General features: G+C 71.4%; 19 protein-coding genes. 13 read left to right on the forward strand and 6 right to left on the reverse strand.

Going from position 1 to position 19,305, the window contains the following annotated elements:
- Nucleotides 1-175: 175 nt before the first annotated feature.
- Genes J7E86_RS10180 through J7E86_RS10190 form a run of 3 tightly spaced genes read left to right on the forward strand, consistent with a single transcriptional unit; the run spans nt 176 to nt 2,704 of the window.
- A complete protein-coding gene (locus J7E86_RS10180) occupies nt 176-1,132 on the forward strand; it encodes a DUF6081 family protein (protein WP_215081241.1) in 957 nt (318 codons plus the stop codon).
- A 28-nt stretch (nt 1,133-1,160) separates the two neighbouring features.
- Nucleotides 1,161-1,553 (forward strand): DoxX family protein, encoded by a 393-nt coding sequence (locus J7E86_RS10185; protein WP_215081242.1) that lies wholly within the window; start codon nt 1,161-1,163, stop codon nt 1,551-1,553.
- 5 nt (nt 1,554-1,558) lie between these two features.
- Nucleotides 1,559-2,704: a hydrolase gene (locus J7E86_RS10190; protein ID WP_215081243.1), complete on the forward strand. Its 1,146-nt coding sequence runs from the start codon at nt 1,559-1,561 to the stop codon at nt 2,702-2,704.
- A 62-nt stretch (nt 2,705-2,766) separates the two neighbouring features.
- Here J7E86_RS10190 and J7E86_RS10195 read toward each other — a convergent pair whose 3' ends face one another.
- From J7E86_RS10195 to J7E86_RS10220, 6 genes are all read right to left on the reverse strand, one after another.
- A complete protein-coding gene (locus tag J7E86_RS10195; protein ID WP_308312541.1) occupies nt 2,767-3,720 on the reverse strand; it encodes an aromatase/cyclase in 954 nt (317 codons plus the stop codon).
- Entirely contained in the window at nt 3,717-4,001 is a 285-nt protein-coding gene (locus tag J7E86_RS10200) for an acyl carrier protein (protein ID WP_215081244.1), read from the reverse strand. Before J7E86_RS10200 ends, J7E86_RS10195 begins: the two co-directional genes overlap by 4 nt.
- Nucleotides 4,002-4,042: 41 nt before the next feature.
- A complete protein-coding gene (locus tag J7E86_RS10205) occupies nt 4,043-5,263 on the reverse strand; it encodes a ketosynthase chain-length factor (RefSeq protein WP_215081245.1) in 1,221 nt (406 codons plus the stop codon).
- Nucleotides 5,260-6,531, reverse strand: a complete 1,272-nt coding sequence (locus J7E86_RS10210; protein ID WP_215081246.1) for a beta-ketoacyl synthase — start codon at nt 6,529-6,531, stop codon at nt 5,260-5,262. The genes J7E86_RS10205 and J7E86_RS10210 overlap by 4 nt, the downstream gene beginning before the upstream one ends.
- A gap of 151 nt (nt 6,532-6,682) precedes the next feature.
- Nucleotides 6,683-7,453 (reverse strand): 2OG-Fe dioxygenase family protein, encoded by a 771-nt coding sequence (locus J7E86_RS10215; protein ID WP_215081247.1) that lies wholly within the window; start codon nt 7,451-7,453, stop codon nt 6,683-6,685.
- A 186-nt stretch (nt 7,454-7,639) separates the two neighbouring features.
- Nucleotides 7,640-8,638, reverse strand: a complete 999-nt coding sequence (locus J7E86_RS10220) for a beta-ketoacyl-ACP synthase III (RefSeq protein ID WP_374223786.1) — start codon at nt 8,636-8,638, stop codon at nt 7,640-7,642.
- 705 nt (nt 8,639-9,343) lie between these two features.
- Between J7E86_RS10220 and J7E86_RS10225 the strand changes: the two genes are divergently transcribed.
- The 10 genes from J7E86_RS10225 to J7E86_RS10270 all read left to right on the forward strand — a co-directional run bounded on the left by J7E86_RS10225 (nt 9,344) and on the right by J7E86_RS10270 (nt 19,274).
- Nucleotides 9,344-10,141 carry a thioesterase family protein gene (locus tag J7E86_RS10225; RefSeq protein ID WP_308312542.1) on the forward strand — a complete coding sequence of 266 codons (798 nt, stop codon included), beginning with the start codon at nt 9,344-9,346 and terminating at the stop codon, nt 10,139-10,141.
- Between the two features lie 155 nt (nt 10,142-10,296).
- Nucleotides 10,297-12,039 carry a fatty acyl-AMP ligase gene (locus J7E86_RS10230; protein WP_251018925.1) on the forward strand — a complete coding sequence of 581 codons (1,743 nt, stop codon included), beginning with the start codon at nt 10,297-10,299 and terminating at the stop codon, nt 12,037-12,039.
- 12 nt (nt 12,040-12,051) lie between these two features.
- Nucleotides 12,052-13,014 (forward strand): acyl-CoA desaturase, encoded by a 963-nt coding sequence (locus J7E86_RS10235; protein ID WP_215081249.1) that lies wholly within the window; start codon nt 12,052-12,054, stop codon nt 13,012-13,014.
- Nucleotides 13,015-13,031: 17 nt separating this feature from the next.
- Nucleotides 13,032-13,979, forward strand: coding sequence for a fatty acid desaturase (locus tag J7E86_RS10240; RefSeq protein ID WP_308312543.1), 948 nt, complete (start codon nt 13,032-13,034; stop codon nt 13,977-13,979).
- Nucleotides 13,980-14,054: 75 nt separating this feature from the next.
- Nucleotides 14,055-14,351, forward strand: coding sequence for an acyl carrier protein (locus J7E86_RS10245; RefSeq protein ID WP_215081251.1), 297 nt, complete (start codon nt 14,055-14,057; stop codon nt 14,349-14,351).
- A 14-nt stretch (nt 14,352-14,365) separates the two neighbouring features.
- Nucleotides 14,366-15,469 (forward strand): fatty acid desaturase, encoded by a 1,104-nt coding sequence (locus J7E86_RS10250; protein ID WP_215081252.1) that lies wholly within the window; start codon nt 14,366-14,368, stop codon nt 15,467-15,469.
- Nucleotides 15,466-16,326, forward strand: coding sequence for an alpha/beta fold hydrolase (locus J7E86_RS10255; protein ID WP_215081253.1), 861 nt, complete (start codon nt 15,466-15,468; stop codon nt 16,324-16,326). Before J7E86_RS10250 ends, J7E86_RS10255 begins: the two co-directional genes overlap by 4 nt.
- Nucleotides 16,323-16,505 carry a rubredoxin gene (locus J7E86_RS10260; RefSeq protein WP_374223784.1) on the forward strand — a complete coding sequence of 61 codons (183 nt, stop codon included), beginning with the start codon at nt 16,323-16,325 and terminating at the stop codon, nt 16,503-16,505. Before J7E86_RS10255 ends, J7E86_RS10260 begins: the two co-directional genes overlap by 4 nt.
- Before the next feature lie 52 nt (nt 16,506-16,557).
- Nucleotides 16,558-17,784 carry a cytochrome P450 gene (locus tag J7E86_RS10265; RefSeq protein ID WP_215081254.1) on the forward strand — a complete coding sequence of 409 codons (1,227 nt, stop codon included), beginning with the start codon at nt 16,558-16,560 and terminating at the stop codon, nt 17,782-17,784.
- A gap of 173 nt (nt 17,785-17,957) precedes the next feature.
- Nucleotides 17,958-19,274 (forward strand): MFS transporter, encoded by a 1,317-nt coding sequence (locus J7E86_RS10270; RefSeq protein WP_251018926.1) that lies wholly within the window; start codon nt 17,958-17,960, stop codon nt 19,272-19,274.
- The last annotated feature ends 31 nt before the right edge of the window (nt 19,275-19,305 follow it).

The raw sequence follows: 19,305 nt of genomic DNA on the forward strand, positions 1-19,305 counted from the left end.
ATGCCCTCCTGAGAGTCGTTCCTCCGGCGCAACACGCTCGCCGCGCGGGCTGGAAAACGGCTGGAGGCGGGGTCGAGAGCGAACGGCGGGCTGTCCAGCGAGCGTCGAGCGGCCTTCGAGCCCGCACCGGGAGGGTCGGTCACCCCGCACACCACGGCGAAGGGAGCGGCCGATCATGCATCACGGCCCCGGCACGACCTCCCCGGCGGCGACCGGCCGCGTTCTGTTCGACCGGGACGGCCGGGCCGGCTTCCGCGCCACGGGCCCGGACCCCGACTGGCAGATCCGGCCCATCGGACCACTGCCGCTCGGGGACGCCGTCGTACGGACCACCGCGGCGGGCCTGGTCGTCCAGCCCGAGGCCATCGACCCGGACACCGGCACCCCGGCGTTCGCCTACGCCGCGGGGCCCGGCGGGCCCGACGACCATCTCAAGTGGTGCGCCCTGGCGGCCCGTACGGCCTCGTCCGGCATGCCGGGCTTCGACGCGCCCGCCACGGGCGGGCTGACCGGTACGGCGGAGCTGTCCGTCCGCGTCTTCAACGCCGGCCGGCACCCCTTCGGCGACGCCGTCACCGACCCCGAGGCCGACGTACGGCTCGGGGCCGGCGCCCTGCTCGCACTGGACCGCGAGACCGGCCTGGTCTTCGACTTCTTCCTCACCAACCGGCGCGTGTACGCCGTGTACGAGCGGATGCGGCCGCCGGGCGCGGACTGGGCGGCGTTCACCTACGCGGTCCCGGTCGCCGACCGCGGCCCCGGCCGGACCCACCGGCTCGGGATCACGCTGGACCGGGCCGCGGACACCGTCCACTGGACGGTGGACGGCGGGCGCGCGCTGTCCGCCGGGCGGCTCGGCCTGCCCTCGCTCGCCCGCGAACACCTGGTGATCGACCACGGCGGCACCCCGCGCCGCGCCACGCCGCGTCAACTCACCTTCGGACTCGGCCTGTTCGCCCTGCTGGACGCCGCCGGCGCGGACGGCCGGGGGCTCGTACGGCTCTCCGCCGACCCCTACACCGAGCCCGTGGGCTTCCGCTACGAGCAGGGCCGGCGCGAACACCGGCTGTGGGGACAGGGCGTGCGGCTGACCCTCGGCCGGCTGACCGTCACCACGACACCGGCCCGGTGACCGGGCCCGAGAGGAGGACGAGGGAACCATGAAGACGGCACACCAGACCGTAAGGGGCCTGGCCAGGCCCCTGCTGGCCGCCAGTTTCGTCACCGGTGGCTACAGCGTCCTGCGCGACCCCGGACCGCTGCCCGCCCTGGCCGGGAGGCACGGGATCCCCCTGCCGGAGACCGCCACCCGCGCCACGGCGGCCGGCATGCTCGTCGGCGGCGTGGCCCTGGGCGCGGGCTTCCGCCCGCCGATCAGCGTCTGCCTGCTGGCCGCCTGCCTCGTGCCGACGACCGTGACCGTCCACGACTTCTGGCGGCAGCAGGACCCGGCCCGCCGCGTCACCCAGCGCAACGAGTTCTTCAAGAACCTCAGCCTGCTCGGCGCGCTGGCGATCGCCGCCGCCGACGCGCTCGCGGCCGGCAAGGAGTGAACACCATGCCGACACGGGAACACACCGGACACACCGCGGAGCCCCTCGCCGCACGGGCCCAGGACGCCGCACGGCTGGCCGCGGCCCACGCCGCCGACGCCGACCGGGAGCGCAGGCTGCGCCCCGACGTCGTCCGCGCCGTCGTCGACGCCGGATTCGCCCGGCACTTCGTCCCCCAGCGCCGGGGTGGCGCGGCGGGCACCTTCGGCGAGCTCGTGGACGCCGTCACGGCGGTCGGCGAGGAGTGCACCGCCGCCGCCTGGGTGGCGTCGCTCGGCGCGACCGTCGCCCGGATGGCGGCCCACCTGCCGGAGAAGGGCCAGGCGGAACTGTGGGCGGAGGGACCCGACGCCCTGCTGGTGGGCGCGCTGATGCCGGTCGGGCGGGCCGAGGCCGTCCCCGGCGGCTGGCGGCTGTCCGGCACATGGTCGTTCATCAGCGCCGTCGACTACTCGCGCTGGGCGCTGGTGTGCGCGACGACACCGGCACCCGACGGCGCGGACGGACCGCCGACGGCCCGCTACTTCGCCGTGCCCCGCACCGCCTACACCGTCCTCGACACCTGGTTCTCCGTGGGCATGCGCGGCACCGGCAGCAACACCCTCGTCCTGGACGGCGCGTTCGTGCCCGAGCACCTGTCCTTCGACCGCGAACGGGTGATGGAGGGCTCCGGCTCCCCGTCCCCGGCCGCCTGCCACCGCGTACCGCTGAAGGCCGTCAACGGCCTGTCGTTCGTGGTCCCCGTCCTGGGCGCCGCGCGCGGGATGCTCACCCGGTGGACCGGCTGGGGCGCGGCCAGGGCGGCCGGCACGGGGGGAGCGGCGCACGACGCCGGTTTCCGCGACGTCCTCGCCCGGACGGCGGGGGAGCTGGACGCGGCCGAACTCCTGGTGCGCCGCGCCGCGGCCGTCGCCGACTCCGGCGGCTGCACCGCGCTGCTGACGGCGCGCGGCGCCCGTGACTGCGCCCTCGCCGCAGAGACGCTGCTGACCGCCGTCAACCGGATGTTCCGCGCGACGGGCACCTCCGGCCAGGCCGCCGGCGGATTCGAGCGCTCCTGGCGGGACGTCAACTCCGCCACCAGCCACCTCGTGCTGCGCCTGGACGCGGCCGCCATGGCCTACGCCGAGCAGGTGCTGGCCGACGGGTGACCGGGAGGTGACGGGGAAAGGGCCCGCCGGGTGATCCCGGCGGGCCCTTCCGTCGTGCCGCGTCAGCGGGCCGCGGTTCCGATCCCCGCCGCCAGCGACAGTGTGGTCCGGCTGTTGTCCCCCAGCGCCTTGCGCACGTACGAGCGCGCGTCGGCCAGTCCGGCGCCCTCGCCCAGCACCGCGGGCACCGCGGCCGGGTCGATGACCACCGTGTGCCGGGCCGAGGCCCTGGCCCCCGCCGCGTCCTCCTCGAACGTCCACAGACCGCTGTGGCCGAGCAGCAGCTTCGGCAGCACCCGCTGCTTGTACGCGATCCACCCCGGCCGGTGGCACACCCGCACCGAGCGCGTGGTGTGCGCGGAGCCGTCCGGCGTGACCGTCTCCATGGCCAGCTCCTGGACGCCCGGAGCGGTCTCCGTCAGCTCGCTCCGGGACACGTGCGGCAGCCGCTCGGCCCACAGGTCGGCACGCTCGACGAAGGTGTACGCGGTCTCCGCCGGGCACGCCAGCTCGATCGTGTCGGTGAAGGTGAGGACGACCTCCCGCACCGGGTGCCCGGACTCGGCGACCCGGGCCAGGGCGGCGAGCTCCGAGCGGCTGTTGCGGTCGAGGGCCTCCAGCAGCCCGGCCGGCGCCACCGGATCGTCGCCGACGGTGGTGAAACGGTGCCGCAGCACCACCTCGGTGCGCCGGCCGGGCAGCCGCCGCAGCAGCCACCCGCCGCCCATCGAGGCGACCGGCGGGCTGGAGTGCTCCTGGCGGAAACCGACGTAGAACCGCTCCGGGTCGAGGGTCCGCCGCGAAGTCCACCTCCTCACCTCGCCGTTGACCTCAGCCCACAGCTCGAAACGCTCCGAGTGACCGGTGCGGGACAGGTGCCGGACGTACGCGCACGGGCCGAAGACCGCCGGCCAGGACGCCGCGTCCGCGATCAGGTCGTACAGCTGCGCCGGCGGCGCGGCCACGATGAGCGAGTGCTCGGTGCGGTGCACCCGCGGCAGGCGCGAGCCGGTCACGCGACCCTCACCCCCTCGTCCACCCGCTCCTGCCCGGCCGACGCGTTGACGAGGTCGAGCACCGCGCGCGGCGTCTCCAGCTCGCTCAGGACGTCGTCGGCGATGTCCACGCCGAACTCCCGCTTGATCCGGGCCGCACTCTCCATCAGGGCGAGCGAGTTGTAGCCCAGGTCCGCGAACGGGACGTCGAGGATGTCACCGGCCAGGCCGGCCGCCTCGTCCTCACCCGCGCAGGCCACGAGTATCGCGCGCAGCGTGTCGAGGTCCATCAGTGCTGTCATGGTGTCTTGCCTCCTGGTGAGAGCGACCGTCCGACGGTCCGTCAGAAATCCGGACGGGTCACGACGACGGCCGAGTTGAAGCCCCAGCGGCCGCGAGCGAGCACCAGGGCGGTACGGACGGGCAGGCCGCGCGGCTCCTCCCGCACGAGGTCGAGGCCGTAGTCCTCGGGCACCCGCGTGGTGTGCGCGGTGTGCGGGACGACCCCGTCCCGCAGGCTCAGCAGGGCGCAGAGCAGGTCCACCGGCCCGCCGCCCCCGTACAACCGCCCGGTCAGCGCCTTGGGCGCCGTGACCGGGACGCCCCGGGGGCCGAAGACGGCCCGCAGCGCCCCGGCCTCCGCGCGGTCGAGCTCGGGGACGCCCGCGGCGTCGGCGAACACCACGTCGATGTCGCCCGCGCCCAACCCGGCGTCGACGAGCGCCAGTTCGACGGCCCGCCGCAGCCCGGGCGGCCGGCCGCTGCCCGGTCGCGGGTCGAACGTCGAGGCGTAGCCGGCGATCCGCCCGTACGAACGCGGAGCGCCGCGCTCCCGCGCCGAGGCCGCGTCCTCGACCACGAGGACGGCGCCGCCCTCGCCGGGCACATGCCCCCCGGCGTCCCGGTCGAACGGCAGGAACGCGCGGGCCGGATCGTCGGCGGTGCTCACCCGGCCGCCCGCCAGCTGGGCGGCCCAGCCCCACGGGTCCAGCGCCGAGTCCACCCCGCCGCTGAGGACGAGCCGGGTGCCCCGGCGTACGGTGCGCCGGGCGTGCCCGACCGCGTCGAGACCGCCCGCCTGCTCGGCCACCAGCGCGGCGCTCGGCCCCCGCATCCCGTGCCGGATGGAGATCTGGCCCGTGTTGACGGCGTAGAACCAGGCGAAGGACTCGTAGACGCTGACGTACTCCGGCCCCTGGCTCCACAGCTTGCGGAACTCCCGGTGCGTGAAGTCGAAACCCCCTTGCGCGCTGGAGACCACGACTCCCATGTCGTAGTCCGCCAGGGCGCCGGCCTCCACCCCGGCGTCCTCCAGCGCCCACCCCGCCATGGCCAGCGCGTAACGGGTGGACACGTCCGTCTGCGGCAGCAGCCGGCCCGGGAGGTGGTCCGCCGCGTCGAAGTCCCGTATCTGCCCGGCCAGCCGGGACGGATAGCCGGAGACGTCGAAGCGGTCCACCTCCCCGATGCCGTGCCGGCCCGCCAGGACGGACTTCCAGAACTCCTCCGTACCGAGGCCGATGGGCGAGGCCACCGACATCCCCGTGATCACCGCACTGGTCATCGGACCGAGCCCTCCAGCCCCCGGAGGATCATCGCGCTCTGGAAACCGCCGAACCCGCTGCCCACCGACAGCACCGTGTCCACCCGCTGCTCGCGCGCGGTCAGCGGCACGTAGTCGAGATCGCACTCGGGATCCGGCGTGCGCAGGTTCGCCGTCGGCGGCACCACGTCGTACTTGATCGCCAGGGCGCAGGCCGCGATCTCGATGGACCCGATCGCGCCGAGCGAGTGCCCGATCATCGACTTGATCGAGCTGACCGGCACCCGGTAGGCGTGGTCACCGAGGCTGCGCTTGAACGCGGCCGTCTCATGGCGGTCGTTCTGCTTGGTGCCCGAACCGTGGGCGTTGACGTAGTCCACGGCGCTACGGTCCAGCCGGGCCTCGTCGAGCGCCGCCCGGATCGCCTCCGCCATCTCGCGGCCGTCCTTCTTCAGCCCGGTCATGTGGTACGCGTTGCAGCGGGTGGCGTAGCCGCCGACCTCGGCGTAGACGGGCGCCCCGCGCGCCCGCGCCGCCTCGTACTCCTCCAGTACGAACATCGCCGCGCCCTCGGCGATGACGAATCCGTTGCGCGTCCCGTCGAAGGGGCGCGACGCCCCGGACGGCTCGTCGTCGCGCGGGGTGGTGGCCTTGATGGCGTCGAAGCACGCCACGACGATCGGCGAGACGGGCGTGTCGGTCGCACCCGCGACGGCGGCGTCGACGGTGCCCTCGCGGATCAGCTGGACCGTGTACCCCACGGCGTCGAGCCCTGAGGTGCACCCGTCGGACACCATGGTGACCGGCCCCTCCGCGCCGACCGCCCAGGCGACCTCGGCCGGCATCGCCCCGGGGCTGAGGTAGTCGAACATATAAGGGGAGAGGTGGCCGGGGTCGACCAGCCAGTCCTTCCCGCTGTCCGACATCACCAGGTACTCGTTCTCCAGGCTGGTCGCCGAGGCGACCGCCGTGCCCAGGGCCACCGCGATCCGGTGCGGCGGCACCGAACCGGGGGACAGGCCGCTGTCGGCCACGGCGTCGCGGGTGCAGGCGACGGCGAACTGGGTCGCCCGGTCCATTCTGCGGATCTCCCGCGGGCTGAACCCCTCGGCCCGCGCGTCGAAGTCGACCTCACCGGCGACCCGCGAGCGAAAGGGCGAGGGGTCGAAGAAGGAGATCCTGCGGGTCGCCGTCCGGCCGTTGGTCAGCAGTTCCCAGAACTCCTTGGTGCCCACGCCCCCTGGGGCGCGCACCCCGATGCCCGTGATCACTACGCGCCGTTCCCCCACGGTCGTTCCCTTCGCCTGCGCCCGGTACGGGCGTCCCGGAGCCCCGGCCGGACGTGGTGCCGGGGCTCCGAGCAGACTCGGCGCGCCGCCTCGACCTCCCCTGGAGCGGCGCTCGGAAACGACTCGTCGTTGCTGAAGGGGGATTCAGCCGTCAGCCGTCAGCCGTCGGGCCGGCCTCCGGCGATTCCTCGGCACCGGCGAAGAAGTCGACCAGCAGCATGTCCCGCACCCCGGACGTGGCGCCCGGCGCCGGCCGGACGGGGGAGACGCCGTGCAGGACCCGGCGGTCGTCGAGAACGATCGTCTCCAGGGGCGCGGTCAGCAGCGCCCGGTGCACGGGACGCCGCCGGAGGTCATAGAGACAGGACTCGGCACCCCGCACGTCCCGGCGGCGGATCAGCACCTGGGCCACGTAACTGTGGCCGTCCTGATGGACGCCCTCGGGCGCGGGATGTCCCTCGGCGCCGACGGTCGCGGTGACCCGTATCTGGTGGACGCCGCAGGTGTCGATGCCCGTGCTCGGGCCGGGCAGCCGGTCCCGCAGGGCGAGGACGACCGCGCGCAGCGGCTCACCGGCCGCCACCGGCTCGCGCAGCGGTGCGAACAGGCGGTTCACCCCGCCGTTCACCCTGTTCACCGACCTGTCCTGGAAGAACGCGGCGTGCGGGAGCCGCTCCAGCCGGTCCCCGCGCAGGCGGAAGGACCCGTACCGGCGAAAGCGGTACGGCGTGTCGGTGCCCAGGTGCGCGTCGGCCGGCAGGTCGTCCCAGGAAGCGGTGAACTCCTCGACGCGGGCCGCGGGCATCCCCGCCAGCGCGGCCGTCAGCGGGCCCGGCCCGAAGTGCGCGAAGGGCGGCGGCTCCGGCGCACGGGGAGCACCGCAGGACGCGTCGGGCAGGTCACGGGTGCGGATCGATGTCATGGCGTCGTCGTCCTCGCCTTCGTACGGGCCCCGTCGCGGGCCCGGTTGCGGACCTGCGCCGGATGGCGGGTCCGGGCGGGGTGGGCCCCCTCCGACGACAGTAGGACGACATCCGGGCCCGGTGGCCGAAAATGCGCTGAACGGCCGTGCTGCCGGGCCCGGTCCGCGTTCCGGGTCCCTCCGGCGTCATGGGAGGCGGACGACCTGCGCCCCCCAGGTGAGCCCCGCACCGAAGCCGAGGAATAGCGCGAGATCGCCGCTGGCCACGGCGCCGGACTCGCGCAGCCGGGCCACGGCGAGCGGGATCGACGCGGCGGAGGTGTTACCGGTGTGGATCACATCGCGGGCCACGACGACCCGTTCGGGCAGCCCCATCCGCTCCGCCACGGTATCGATGATGCGCAGATTGGCCTGGTGCGGGACGAAGGCGGCCAGGTCGGAGGGTCCGATTCCGGCCGCTTCGAGGGCCTGGAGGGCCACCTTGGGCATCTCCTCGATGGCCCAGCGGAAGACCTCCGGCCCGGCCATCTTCATCGTCGGCCAGTCGGTCCCGGGCTCGTCGCGGTACTCCAGCCAGCTGGCCGAGTGCGCGATCAGCCCGCCGCGGCTGCCGTCGGAACCCCAGACGACCGGACCGATGCCGCACTCCTCGCGCGGCCCCACCACCATCGCCCCGGCGCCGTCCGCGAACAGAATGGCGGCGGCGGGGTCCTCGGGATCGATGATGTCCGTCATCTTGTCGGAGCCGATGACGACGACATAGCGGGCGGCGCCGTCACGGACCATCGACGCGGCGAGGGCCAGGCCGTAGCAGAAGCCGGCGCAGGCGGCGTTCAGGTCGAAGGCGGCGCCGCGCGTACCGAGCCGGTCGGCGATCTCGGTCGCGTCACCAGGACTCTGCCGCAGACCCGACATGGATGTCAGGACGACCGCTTGCAGTTTGTCAGGTTCGACGCCGGCGTCCGCCGCCGCTTTCCGCGCGGCTTCCACCGCCATGTCCACCACGCCCTCGTCGGGGGCGGCGAAACGGCGCTCGACGATGCCCGTCCGGCGTTGTATCCAATCGGCGGGCCGGCCCGTGCGGGCGGCCACCTCCTCATTGCCGACCACACGATGCGGGCGGTAGGCACCGATCCCCAGAATTCCTACGTCCTGTGCGGCAGTTCGCTGTATCAGCATGGCAATACCAACCCTCGGTCCGTCCTGGATGCTGGGCCTCGCGTGGCCGTCTGTGGTGGGACGGTGTTTCGTCTGCCACTAACGGGGGCCGGTCCCCATGGCATTGACACGAACACCGGTCCTGTCCACGGTGCGCGGACCCGGCCGCGTACCGCGCTCTTCCCCCGCGTGAAATGACGCGAGCCCATCTGGACGAGAACATTCCGGGTCGTGGAGGTTACGGCCGCGATCAATGGCGGCCGGCCGCTCGGGCCGATGGAAGGGTCCGGGAAGGGCGTTCCGGCCGGGGTTGCCGATGCGCACGGATGCCCGCGCGCTCCTGGGGCGGCACCATGACAACGGGCTTGCCGCGGCTCGTATACGAGCTCTTGTGACGATCGACGTGCCACGCATACAGGCCCCCCCAAGCCAGAACGAGAAATCACTCGCGGGGAGACTATCGCCGGGTCCGTTGGAGTACGCAACCCACTGAGCTGCGGTTGTCGAGTGTTGAAGGTCACGCCCTTCCGAGGATTCAAATCGTCGTGATGCGGGTCACAAAAAATATCGCTTGCTTGGCGGTGTGCGGCCCTTCTACGGTCCTGGTGTGATCCAACTCCGAGCAAAGACTGGCTTGTTGTCGACGACCGGGCTCCACCGCCATGTGCCGAGGTGCTCGGTGCCCCTTGGAACCGCCGATTCCGTGCTGCCGGTCCTCGGATCGGAGGCAGCGTGACGAACACCGCCGCACCGCTGTCACCTGCGACTCTCCTCCGTCTGCCGGCCGACGGACGCATCGCCGCCGGAACGCATCTGCACGGCTTCGGAGGGTTCCACGGCGGCCTCACTCTCGCGCTGATGGCATCGGCGATGCAGGGCGCGGCACCGGGCATTCCGCTGCAGAGCGCCACCGCCCGCTTTCACCGGCCGATCGGCGACGATTTCACGCTGGAGACCTCGCTGATTCGCGCCGGGCGCAGCGTCACGACGCTCGGCGCCCGCGCGGTGACCGCGAAAGGCATTCATGTCGAGGGGCAGGCGATCTTCGGATCCCTGAAACCGGCGGACTGGCAGACGTTCGCTCCGGTCGCCCCGGTGGCGCCACCGCCACAGGAGTGTGAAATCTTCGCTATTCCACCGGAGTTCGTCGCCATCTCCACTTACCTGGAGATACGGCCGGTCGGGACAAGTCGCCCTTATGCGGGCGGTGCCGAACCCGAACTCGTGGCATGGATAAGGTTGCTGGAGGATGAAGAGCCGCCGGATGCCTTGCGATTCGTCTTTTTGATGGATTCACTGGCACCTTCGTACGCCGCGGTACTTTCGACGCTGGCCTTGGTGCCGACCGTCGAACTCACGGTGCGGCCCAGCGAAAACCTCGCCAGGGCAGCGTCGCCCTGGATTCTGCTGCGGGCGCGGACCCGCGCGGCGAGTGCCGACGGCTGGGTGGACGAGCAGATCGACGCCTGGGGACCGGACGGAAGCCACCTGGGCTCCGCCCAGCAGCTCCGCGTCGTACGCACCGACTAGGACGGCACGGCCCGTACACACGGGCCCAACAGCTCCACAGTGCAGGACACACAAGGAAATCAGGGCCCGCCATTGGCGCAATGACGGGTCTCAGTCACGAGGCTGAAGGTTACGGGGGCGCTGTGGACCGCATAGCGGGCTGGGATCGTACGTCATTGCCCACGTCATTGCCGGAGATTCTGGAGTACCGGGCGAGCAGGCCGCGGCAGCTGGCCTTTCGCTTTCTGCCCGACGGCACGAGCGACGACGTCGTGGACTGGACGTATCACGACCTCGCCGACCACGCCGGTCGCATTGCCGCCGACCTGTTGCGCCGGGAACTCACCGGCCGCCGCGTGGTGTTGGCACTCGACCCCGGCGTGCACTATGTCGCCGCCCTCTTCGGGATATTCCAGGCCGGCGCCACCGCCGTGCCGTCCTTCCCGCCCACCGGAAAGCGCGCGGTGGCCCGCTTCGCCTCGATCATCGAGGACTGCGCGCCCGACGTGATCATCGCCGACCGCCGCCTGGAGAACCGCGTCGGGCAGTTCGAGGCCGAACTCGCCCCGTCCGTACGCCGCCCCAGCTGGGTGTTCGTCGACGACGCGTACTTCCGCGAGGAGACCGAGGCCGACCGCCGGCCCGCGCGGGTCGCCGAGCCCGCGCTGTTGCAGTACACCTCCGGCTCGACCGGCGACCCCAAGGGCATCGTGCTCACGCACGACAACCTCGTGAGCAACTGCGTCGCCCTCGAGGAGAACATGGGCTACGAGCCCGACCGGGTCGGCTGCACCTGGCTGCCGCCGTACCACGACATGGGCCTGATGGGCACGATCATGCTCGCCGTCCACGGCGGCTGGCCGCTGGTCCTGATGTCCCCGGCGCACTTCGTGCAACAGCCGTACCGCTGGCTCAAGGCCATCACCGACCACAAGGTGACGATTTCGGTCGGCCCGAACTTCGCGTTCGACCTGTGTACGTCGAGCATCACCGACGAAGAGCTGGAGACGCTCGACCTCGGCACCCTGCGACAGGTCTTCTGCGGCTCGGAGCCCGTCTCGCGGGCCACGCTCGACAAGTTCCGCGAGCGGTTCGGCCCCCGGGGCTACGACGAGACGTCGCTCATCCCGTGCTACGGGCTCGCCGAGGCCACCCTCTACGTCTCGGGCAAGCCCACGGGCGACGCCGTGCGGACCCAGTGGCTGGACCGCACGGCTCTGGAGAACGGCCTGGTCCGGTCCGCGAGCGGGGCCGCACCGGAGACGGCCGCGCGGATCGTCAGCTGCGGCACCGTCGCCCAGGGGCACGAGGTGGTCATCGTCATCCCGGAGAGCCGACGCCCGGCCGAGGCCGGGCGGATCGGCGAGGTCTGGGTGAGCGGCCCCAATGTCGCCGCCGGTTACCTCGGCCGGCCGGAGCTCTCGGCGGAGACGTTCACCGCGCGCCTGGCGGATTCAGAAGGTGAACAAACGTATCTGCGCACGGGGGACCTCGGGTTCCTGCTCGACGGCGAGCTCTACATCACCGGGCGGCTGAAGGACCTCGTCGTCATCGCCGGCCGCAACCTCTACCCGCAGGACATCGAGCACAGCGTGCGCGAGGCCCACGACAAGCTGCGCGGTTCGGCCGTTTTCTCGGTGCCCGGCGAGACCGGTGAGGAGCTGGTCGTCGTCGCCGAGTACCGCGGCACGGCCCGGCAGCTGGCGGCGGAGGCCGACGAGGTCCTCGACGCCGTGGTCGCGGCGGTCACCGCCGAGCACGGCGTACGGCCGGCCGATGTGCACTTCGGGCCGGTCGGTGCGATTCCCATGACGACCAGCGGCAAGGTCCGCCGCGACGCGACACGGAAGGCATACGCCCAGGGGACGCTGAAGAAGCTGGCCCTGGCCACCGACGACAAGCCGCTGTCTGTGCGGTGACTGGAGTCCACCATGACCTTTTCTCCCGAGACCTCTCCCGAGACCTCACCCGGCACCACACCACGCCCCGCCCCGGCCGCCGTGCCGAACGCACCGGCGGGGGACACCGACGCCTCGGCCCGCAGGCTGGCGTACCTCACCGTCGGGGTGCCCACCCTCGGCTTCATCGGGGCGGTGGTGTTCGCCCTCGCATACGGTTTCACGGCGGTCGACATCGGCCTGCTGGTGGGCATGTACCTCCTGACCTCGCTGGGCGTGGAGGGCGGCTTCCACCGCTTCTTCTCCCACCTGTCCTTCGCGGCGAAGCCGGGGATCACCGCGTTCTGGGCGATCGCCGGCAGCATGGCCGCGCAGGGCCCGGTCGTCTTCTGGGTGGCCACGCACCGCCAGCACCACGCCTTCACCGACCGTGACGGCGACCCGCACTCGCCCCGGCCCCTGGAGGACGGCCGCCGCTTCCCCAAGGCGCGCGGCCTCTGGCACGGCCACGTCGGCTGGCTGTTCACCGTCCGCCGGCAGAACTGGAGCAAGTACGTACCGGACCTGATGAAGAACCGGCTCGTGATGAAGATCAACGAGCTCTACTTCGTCTGGGTCCTGGCCGGCCTGGCGCTGCCCGCCCTGCTGGGCTGGGCGCTCACCGGCGGCACCGTACGCGGCGCGGTCGGCGGCCTGCTCTGGGGCGGTCTCGCCCGGATCTTCCTGCTCGACCACGTCACCTGGAGCGTCAACTCCATCGGTCACACGCTGGGCAACCGTCCGCACCGGACGCGCGACAACAGCCGCAACGTGGCCGCGCTCGCACCGTTCTCCGTCGGCGGCTCCTGGCACAACAACCACCACGCCAAGCCCGCCCTGGCACACAACCGGCACACCTTCTGGCAGATCGACATCGCGGGAGGGTTCATCCGGCTCCTGGACGTGCTGGGCCTGGTCCACAACGTCAAATATCCGAAACGCGCACGGTCCGAGTAGAAAAGGAGTTGGTTCTCGTGTCCTCGGCAACAGCTGATCCCGTCGCGGCGGCAATCGTCAAGCTCGACCCTGCCAGTCGCCGCATCAAACGCTTCTCCGCGCTGACCACGATGACGCTGCCGCTCATCGGCACGCTCGCCGCGGTCTATTTCCTGTGGACCGGACAGTTCACGACGACGGACATCGTCCTGTTCGTCGCGATGTATTTCGTCCACATGGGCGGCATCACCATCGGCTTCCACCGCTACCTCTCGCACAAGGCGTTCAAGACCTCGCGCTTCTTCGAGGGCGTCATGATGATCACCGGGTCCATGGGGGCCCAGGGTCCGCTCATGTTCTGGGTGACGACGCACCGCCGCCACCACCGGTTCAGCGACCAGGAGGGCGACCCGCACTCCCCGAACCTGCACGGCTGGAGCATCAAGGCCCGGCTGCGCGGGCTGTGGTACGCGCACATGCCCTGGATGCTCAGCGACGAGACGTCCAAGTGGACCGTCTTCGCCCCGGACGTCCTGCGCGACCGCCGGCTGATGTGGTACTCCCGCACGTACCCCATCTGGGTGCTCACGGGAGTGCTGATCCCCACCGTGATCGGCTTCGCGGTCGGCCAGACCCCGATGTCCGCGCTCACGGCCCTGGTCTTCGGCGGCTTCGCCCGGATCTTCGTGGCCAACCAGGCCGCCTGGTGCGTCGGTTCCATCTGCCACGCGATCGGCAGCCGTCCGTTCGACAACGACGACCGCAGCGCCAACAACTGGCCCGTCGCCGCCTTCACCTTCGGGGAGGGCCTGCAGAACAACCACCACGCGTTCCCCGGTTCGTACCGCCACGGCGTGACGTGGTGGGAGCCGGACCTGAGCGGCTGGGTGCTCTTCGGCCTGGGCAAGGCGCGCGTCGTGTGGGACCTGCGTGAGCCGGACCAGGCGACCATCGCCAGAAAACGGGCCATGAAGACCGCGGCCTAGGCCGCCGCGGCCTTTTGGTCACCCCTCCCGTAACACGTACCGAGAACGACATCCCGGCAGGAGCGTAAACCACACATGTTCGGACGTAAGAAGGAAGCCCAGCCGACCGGTCCGCTGACGGAGGAATCCCTCCGGCAGTGGCTGGTCGACCACCTGGCGAAGCGCATCGAGGTGTCGCCCTCCGACATCGACACCGCGAAGTCGTTCGAGGCGTACGGGCTCGACTCCCGTGTCGCCGTGCAGGTCTCCGGGTCGCTCGAGAAGATCGTCGAGCGCCGCCTGTCCCCGGGTCTGCTCTACGAGCACCAGACCATCGACGACCTGAGCCGCTACCTGGCGAAGGAACTCCGGCTGTCCGACCGGACCGGCTGAAGGGATCAGTCACGATGGCCGCGTACAATTTTCCGTCGTCTCCCGACGAACACTTCCAGGAATTCCTCCGCAAGTCGGAGAAGATCGAGGGCGAGCGCCTTCAGTCGGCCATCCCCCGGGACTACTTCGAGCCCCGGGTGGGCCGCGGACTCCTCGGCTTCGTCGTCAGCTGGGTGCTCTACATCGGGGCGATCGTCGGGATCGCCTTCGCACCGCACTGGTCGCTGTGGATCCCGCTGTGGATCGTCGCCGGCCTCGGCGGCTGGGGACTGCACTGCATCGCGCACGACTGCGGGCACGGCTCCTTCTCCCGGTCGCGCAAGTTCAACTTCGCCATCGGCCATGTGTCGCTGCTTCCGCTCATCTACCCCTTCCACGCCTGGCGACACGTACACAACCTGCACCACAGCCACACCAACAACCTTGAGCTGGACACCGACTGGCGTCCGGTCCCGGCCGCGCTGTACGATCGGATGCCCTTCCACGAGAAGGTCATCTACCACGCGACGCGCACCTGGGCGTTCTGGGGCGGCACGATCAACTACTGGCGGGAGTCCGGCTTCCGGCCGAGCTACTTCCCCAAGAAGGAAGCGCGCCGCGACGTGCGCCGGTCGATGGCCTTCGTGCTGACCGTGTGCGTCCTGTACTTCGCGCCGCTGATCTACTTCACCGGCGTCACGGGCTTCCTGATCTACTTCGTCGCGCCGTGGCTCGCCACCCACGCGTGGTTCAGCGCGACGACGCTGATGCACCACAGCTCCAGCGACATCCCGTACCTGACCAACGAGCACTGGACGCGCAACGCCAGCCGGCTGCTGGTGACGACCGACTTCGTGTACCCCAAGTGGCTGCTGTTCCTCACGCACAACATCTCCATCCACACGGCACACCACGTCGCCCCGGTCGTCCCGTACTACAACCTGCGCAAGGCACAGCAGGCGCTGAAGGACGCGTACCCCGGCATGGTCCGCGAGGAGAAGGTCAAGGTCAGCCAGCTGGCCAAGATCATCCGACGGCTGCACTTCTACGACACCGAGTCCGGTTTCTACACCGACTTCGAACGTACGAAGATCGATCCGGCGAACGCCGAGCCGGTGCCGGTGAAGACCCCGTCATGACCTCGATCGCACTGAGGAGGTTCGCCCACGCGGCGGTCGGCGCCCTGATACCGGGCGTCGGCGGCCGCTGGGCGACCGACGTCTTCTCCCGCACCCGCGCGCTGGGCACCGAACCCGACAACGTCCTGCCGCTGGGCGCCCGCCGCTTCACCATCGAGGGCAACCCCGATGTGAGCGGCGGGTACCTGTGGGGCGACGACGGGCCGACCGCCCTGCTCGTCCACGGCTGGGGCGCCGACAGCACCAGCATGTACTCCCTCATCACCCCGCTGCGCGAACTCGGCTACCGGGTGGCGGCGTTCGACGCGCCGGCCCACGGGGTGTCCGAGGGCAAGCAGGCGACGATGACCCAGTACACGGCGGCCGTCCGGGCCGCCCTGGACTCCCTCGGCGGGGCCCGGGTGATCGTCGCCCACTCGCTGGGCTCCATCGCCGCGGTCGGCGCCGTGGCGCTGCGGCCCGAGGAGCCCGTCGACTGCGTCGCCCTGGTCGCGCCGACCTGCACCCTGACGGCCGTGCTGGAGAGCTGGTCGAAGGGCGAACTGCGGCTGGCCCGACCCATCGTCGACCGCATCTACCGCGAGCTGCACCGCCGCAACGGTGTACCCGTCAGCCACTGGGACGTCGTGGGCCTCGGCCGCGACCTCGACATCCCCGTGCTGGCGATCCACGATCCCGACGACCCCGTCGTGCCGTTCTGCGAGGCCGAGAACGTCGTCGCCGGCCTGCGCGACGCACGGCTCCTGACGGCCCCCGGCCGGGGGCACATGGGCATCCTCATGTCGCCCGAAGTGAAAAGCGCCATCTCCGCGTTCGTCGCCGAACACGGAACAAGAACTGGAGAGACCATCCCGTGAGCGAAGAAGCCGGGAAAAGGGCATGGATGTGCCTCGTGTGCGGCTGGGTCTACTACGAGGCACTGGGCCTGCCCGAGGAGGGCATCGCACCGGGCACGCCCTGGGAGGAGATACCGGATGACTGGGAGTGCCCGGACTGCGGCACCACCAAGGAGGACTTCGTCATGGCTCCGCTGTAACGGCGGCGGGCTCCAGCGCGTACCACGTCCGGAATTTTCCAGAGGAGAGCAGATGAGCACATCGGTGATGGACCCCGGCACGGCGATGATGACGCTGATGACGCGGGAGGGCAAGCGTGACCCCTACCCCCTGTACGAGGCGTTGCGCTCGTACGGACCGCTGCTGCGGCTCGGTCCCGACCAGCTGGTGGTCACCGGCCACGCCGAGTGCTTCCGCGCGCTGCGCGAGCCCGGGCTGCTGTCGACCGACGGGCCGGTGCAGGACCGGATGATGCCCGGGTGGCGCGACCACTCCTCGTGGGTCTGGCTCGCCCAGAACATGCTCTTCAGCAACTCCCCGGACCACGAGCGCTACCGGCGCTTCTTCAGCGGCGCGTTCACCCCGCGGCGGATCGCCGAGATGCGGCCCGTGGTGGAGCGCCTGATCGACGAGCTGGTCGACCGGCTGGCGGAGCTGGGCGCGGACGGGCGGCCGGTGGACTTCATGGCGGAGTTCGCCTTCCGGGTGCCCATGGCCGTGGTGGGCCACCTGATCGGCATCCCCAAGGAGGACTGGCCGGACTTCCGCGGCCCCGTCGGCGACATCACCACCGCCCTGGAGCCGATCCGGGACCTGGCCCAGCTCGACCGGGGCGACGGCGGAATGGACTGGATGGCCGACTACTTCGCGGATCTGGTCGCCAAGCGCCGGGCGGACCCCACGGACGACCTGGTCAGCCAGATGACGCGGGCCCGGGACGAGGGCGGCGAGCTCAGCGAGGAGGAGCTGATCGCCAACTTCATGCTGCTCCTGGTCGCCGGCACGGAGGCGCCGATGGACCTCATCGGCAACGCGATGCGGCTCGCCGTCGAGCACCCCCAGCACGCCGACCGGCTGCGCGAGGACCCGGAGCTGGCACCCGGCTTCATCGAGGAGACCCTGCGCTTCGACCCCGCCGCCCAGGCGCTGAACCGCATGGCCGCGACCGACCTGGACTTCTTCGGCGTGCCGCTCACCGCGGGGACGAAGGTCACCCTCCTGATCGCCGCCGGCAACCGCGACCTGCGCCGGTTCGCCGACCCGTTGACGTTCGACCCCTACCGCAGCGGCAACCACGCGCTGACCTTCAGCGGCGGTGCCCACTTCTGCCTGGGGGCGGCACTGGCCCGGATGATGGCCGAGCGGGCGATCCCCCAAGTCCTGCGCCGTTTCCCCGGGATCACGCTCGCGGGTGAGCCGACCTTCCGCGACCAGCTGGTCCAGCGCGGTTTCGACCAACTGCCCGTGAAGTGTGGCTGACGCCTCTCGGACAACTGCGGAGTGAGCCTCCGGAGAGCTGTATGCTCAGGTGAGTTGGAAAAGCCAACCCACTAACGAGGAGAGCGATGACTCAGACTGCCGCTGCTCAAGCGGGCAGTGCGACGAAGCCCGGCTTTGCCTTGGTGTTCGCCGTCGTTGTAGCCGGGGTTGTGATGTCCAACCTCGACATGTTCATCGTCAACGTTGCCCTTCCCGACATCGGCGCACAGTTCTCCGGGTCCTCGCTGGCATCGCTGTCGTGGATCCTCAATGCCTACGCCGTGATCTTCGCCGCCCTGCTCATCCCGGCGGGCGGCCTCGCGGACCGCACCAGCCCCCGCCAGGCCTACCTGCTCGGCATCGCCGTCTTCACGGTCGCCTCCGCCGCCTGCGCGGTGGCACCGGGCGTATGGATCCTGGTCGCCGCCCGCGTCGTCCAGGCGGTCGGCGCGGCGATGCTCATCCCCGCGTCGCTGGGCATCCTGCTCGCCGCGGCCCCGCCCGAGAAGCGGGTGCCCGCGGTGCGCGCCTGGACCGCCATCAGCGGCCTGGCCGCGGCGCTCGGCCCGGTGGCCGGCGGTCTGCTGACCGAGCTCGACTGGCGCTGGGTCTTCCTGATCAACCTGCCCATCGGCCTGTTCGCCCTGCTCGTCGGCGCCCGCGCGCTGCCGCGCACACCCAAGCGCGCCACCACCGACAGGCTCGACCTCGTCGGCGCCGCGCTGCTCACCCTCGGCATCGCCGTCGTGGCGCTCGGCCTGGTCAAGAGCGAGGACTGGGGCTGGATCTCCGTCGAGGTGCTCGGCTCGCTGGCGATCGGCGTGGTGCTGCTCGGCCTGTTCGTCCTGAGCTCGGCCCGCCACCCGTCCCCGATCCTGCCCCTGGACCTGCTGCGGATCCGCCCGGTGGGCCCCGCGACCCTCGCCAACCTCCTCTTCGCGGTGGCCTTCGGCGCGATGCTCCTGTCCTCGGTGCTCTGGTGCCAGCAGGTGTGGCACTGGTCCCCGCTGAAGACCGGCCTCGCCATCGCGCCCGGCCCGCTGATGGTCCCCTTCCTGGCCATGGGGGTCGGCCCGGTCATCCGGCGGTTCGGCTCCGGCGCGGTCTCCGCCACCGGGTCGGTGCTCTTCGGCGCCGGCATCGGCTGGTGGATCTACCGCCTGGACACCGCGCACGACTACGCCGGGGGACTGCTCCCCGGCATGCTCCTCACCGGAGTCGGTGTGGGCATGGTCGTACCGACCCTGGTCGGTGCCGCCGTGGCCGCGCTGCCGCCGCAGAGCTTCTCCACCGGCTCGGCGGTGGTGACCATGGCCCGTCAGGTCGGTTCGGTCCTGGGCGTGGCCCTGCTCGTCGCCTTCCTGGGCACCCCCGGTGACGGCGACCCCATCACTTCCTTCGACCACGGCTGGGAGTTCACCCTCGCGTCGACCGCGGCGGCGGCGTTGGCGTGCGTCTTCATCCCCCGTCCCAAGAAGACGGCGGCCTGACGCCCCGCACCCGGGGAGACTCCCGAGCCGG

Origin of the sequence: Streptomyces sp. ISL-11 (genome assembly GCF_018614525.1) — a bacterium.
Lineage (GTDB): Bacteria > Actinomycetota > Actinomycetes > Streptomycetales > Streptomycetaceae > Streptomyces.

Bases quoted from the DNA above. Each gene is read 5' to 3' on its own strand.
- J7E86_RS10235 (WP_215081249.1), top strand. From the start codon at position 12,052: ATGACCTTTTCTCCCGAGACCTCTCCCGAGACCTCACCCGGCACCACA.
- J7E86_RS10270 (WP_251018926.1), top strand. From the start codon at position 17,958: ATGTCCAACCTCGACATGTTCATCGTCAACGTTGCCCTTCCCGACATC.
- J7E86_RS10265 (WP_215081254.1), top strand. From the start codon at position 16,558: ATGAGCACATCGGTGATGGACCCCGGCACGGCGATGATGACGCTGATG.
- J7E86_RS10180 (WP_215081241.1), top strand. From the start codon at position 176: ATGCATCACGGCCCCGGCACGACCTCCCCGGCGGCGACCGGCCGCGTT.
- J7E86_RS10245 (WP_215081251.1), top strand. From the start codon at position 14,055: ATGTTCGGACGTAAGAAGGAAGCCCAGCCGACCGGTCCGCTGACGGAG.
- J7E86_RS10190 (WP_215081243.1), top strand. From the start codon at position 1,559: ATGCCGACACGGGAACACACCGGACACACCGCGGAGCCCCTCGCCGCA.
- J7E86_RS10200 (WP_215081244.1), bottom strand. From the start codon at position 4,001: ATGACAGCACTGATGGACCTCGACACGCTGCGCGCGATACTCGTGGCC.
- J7E86_RS10185 (WP_215081242.1), top strand. From the start codon at position 1,161: ATGAAGACGGCACACCAGACCGTAAGGGGCCTGGCCAGGCCCCTGCTG.
- J7E86_RS10250 (WP_215081252.1), top strand. From the start codon at position 14,366: ATGGCCGCGTACAATTTTCCGTCGTCTCCCGACGAACACTTCCAGGAA.
- J7E86_RS10255 (WP_215081253.1), top strand. From the start codon at position 15,466: ATGACCTCGATCGCACTGAGGAGGTTCGCCCACGCGGCGGTCGGCGCC.
- J7E86_RS10205 (WP_215081245.1), bottom strand. From the start codon at position 5,263: ATGACCAGTGCGGTGATCACGGGGATGTCGGTGGCCTCGCCCATCGGC.
- J7E86_RS10215 (WP_215081247.1), bottom strand. From the start codon at position 7,453: ATGACATCGATCCGCACCCGTGACCTGCCCGACGCGTCCTGCGGTGCT.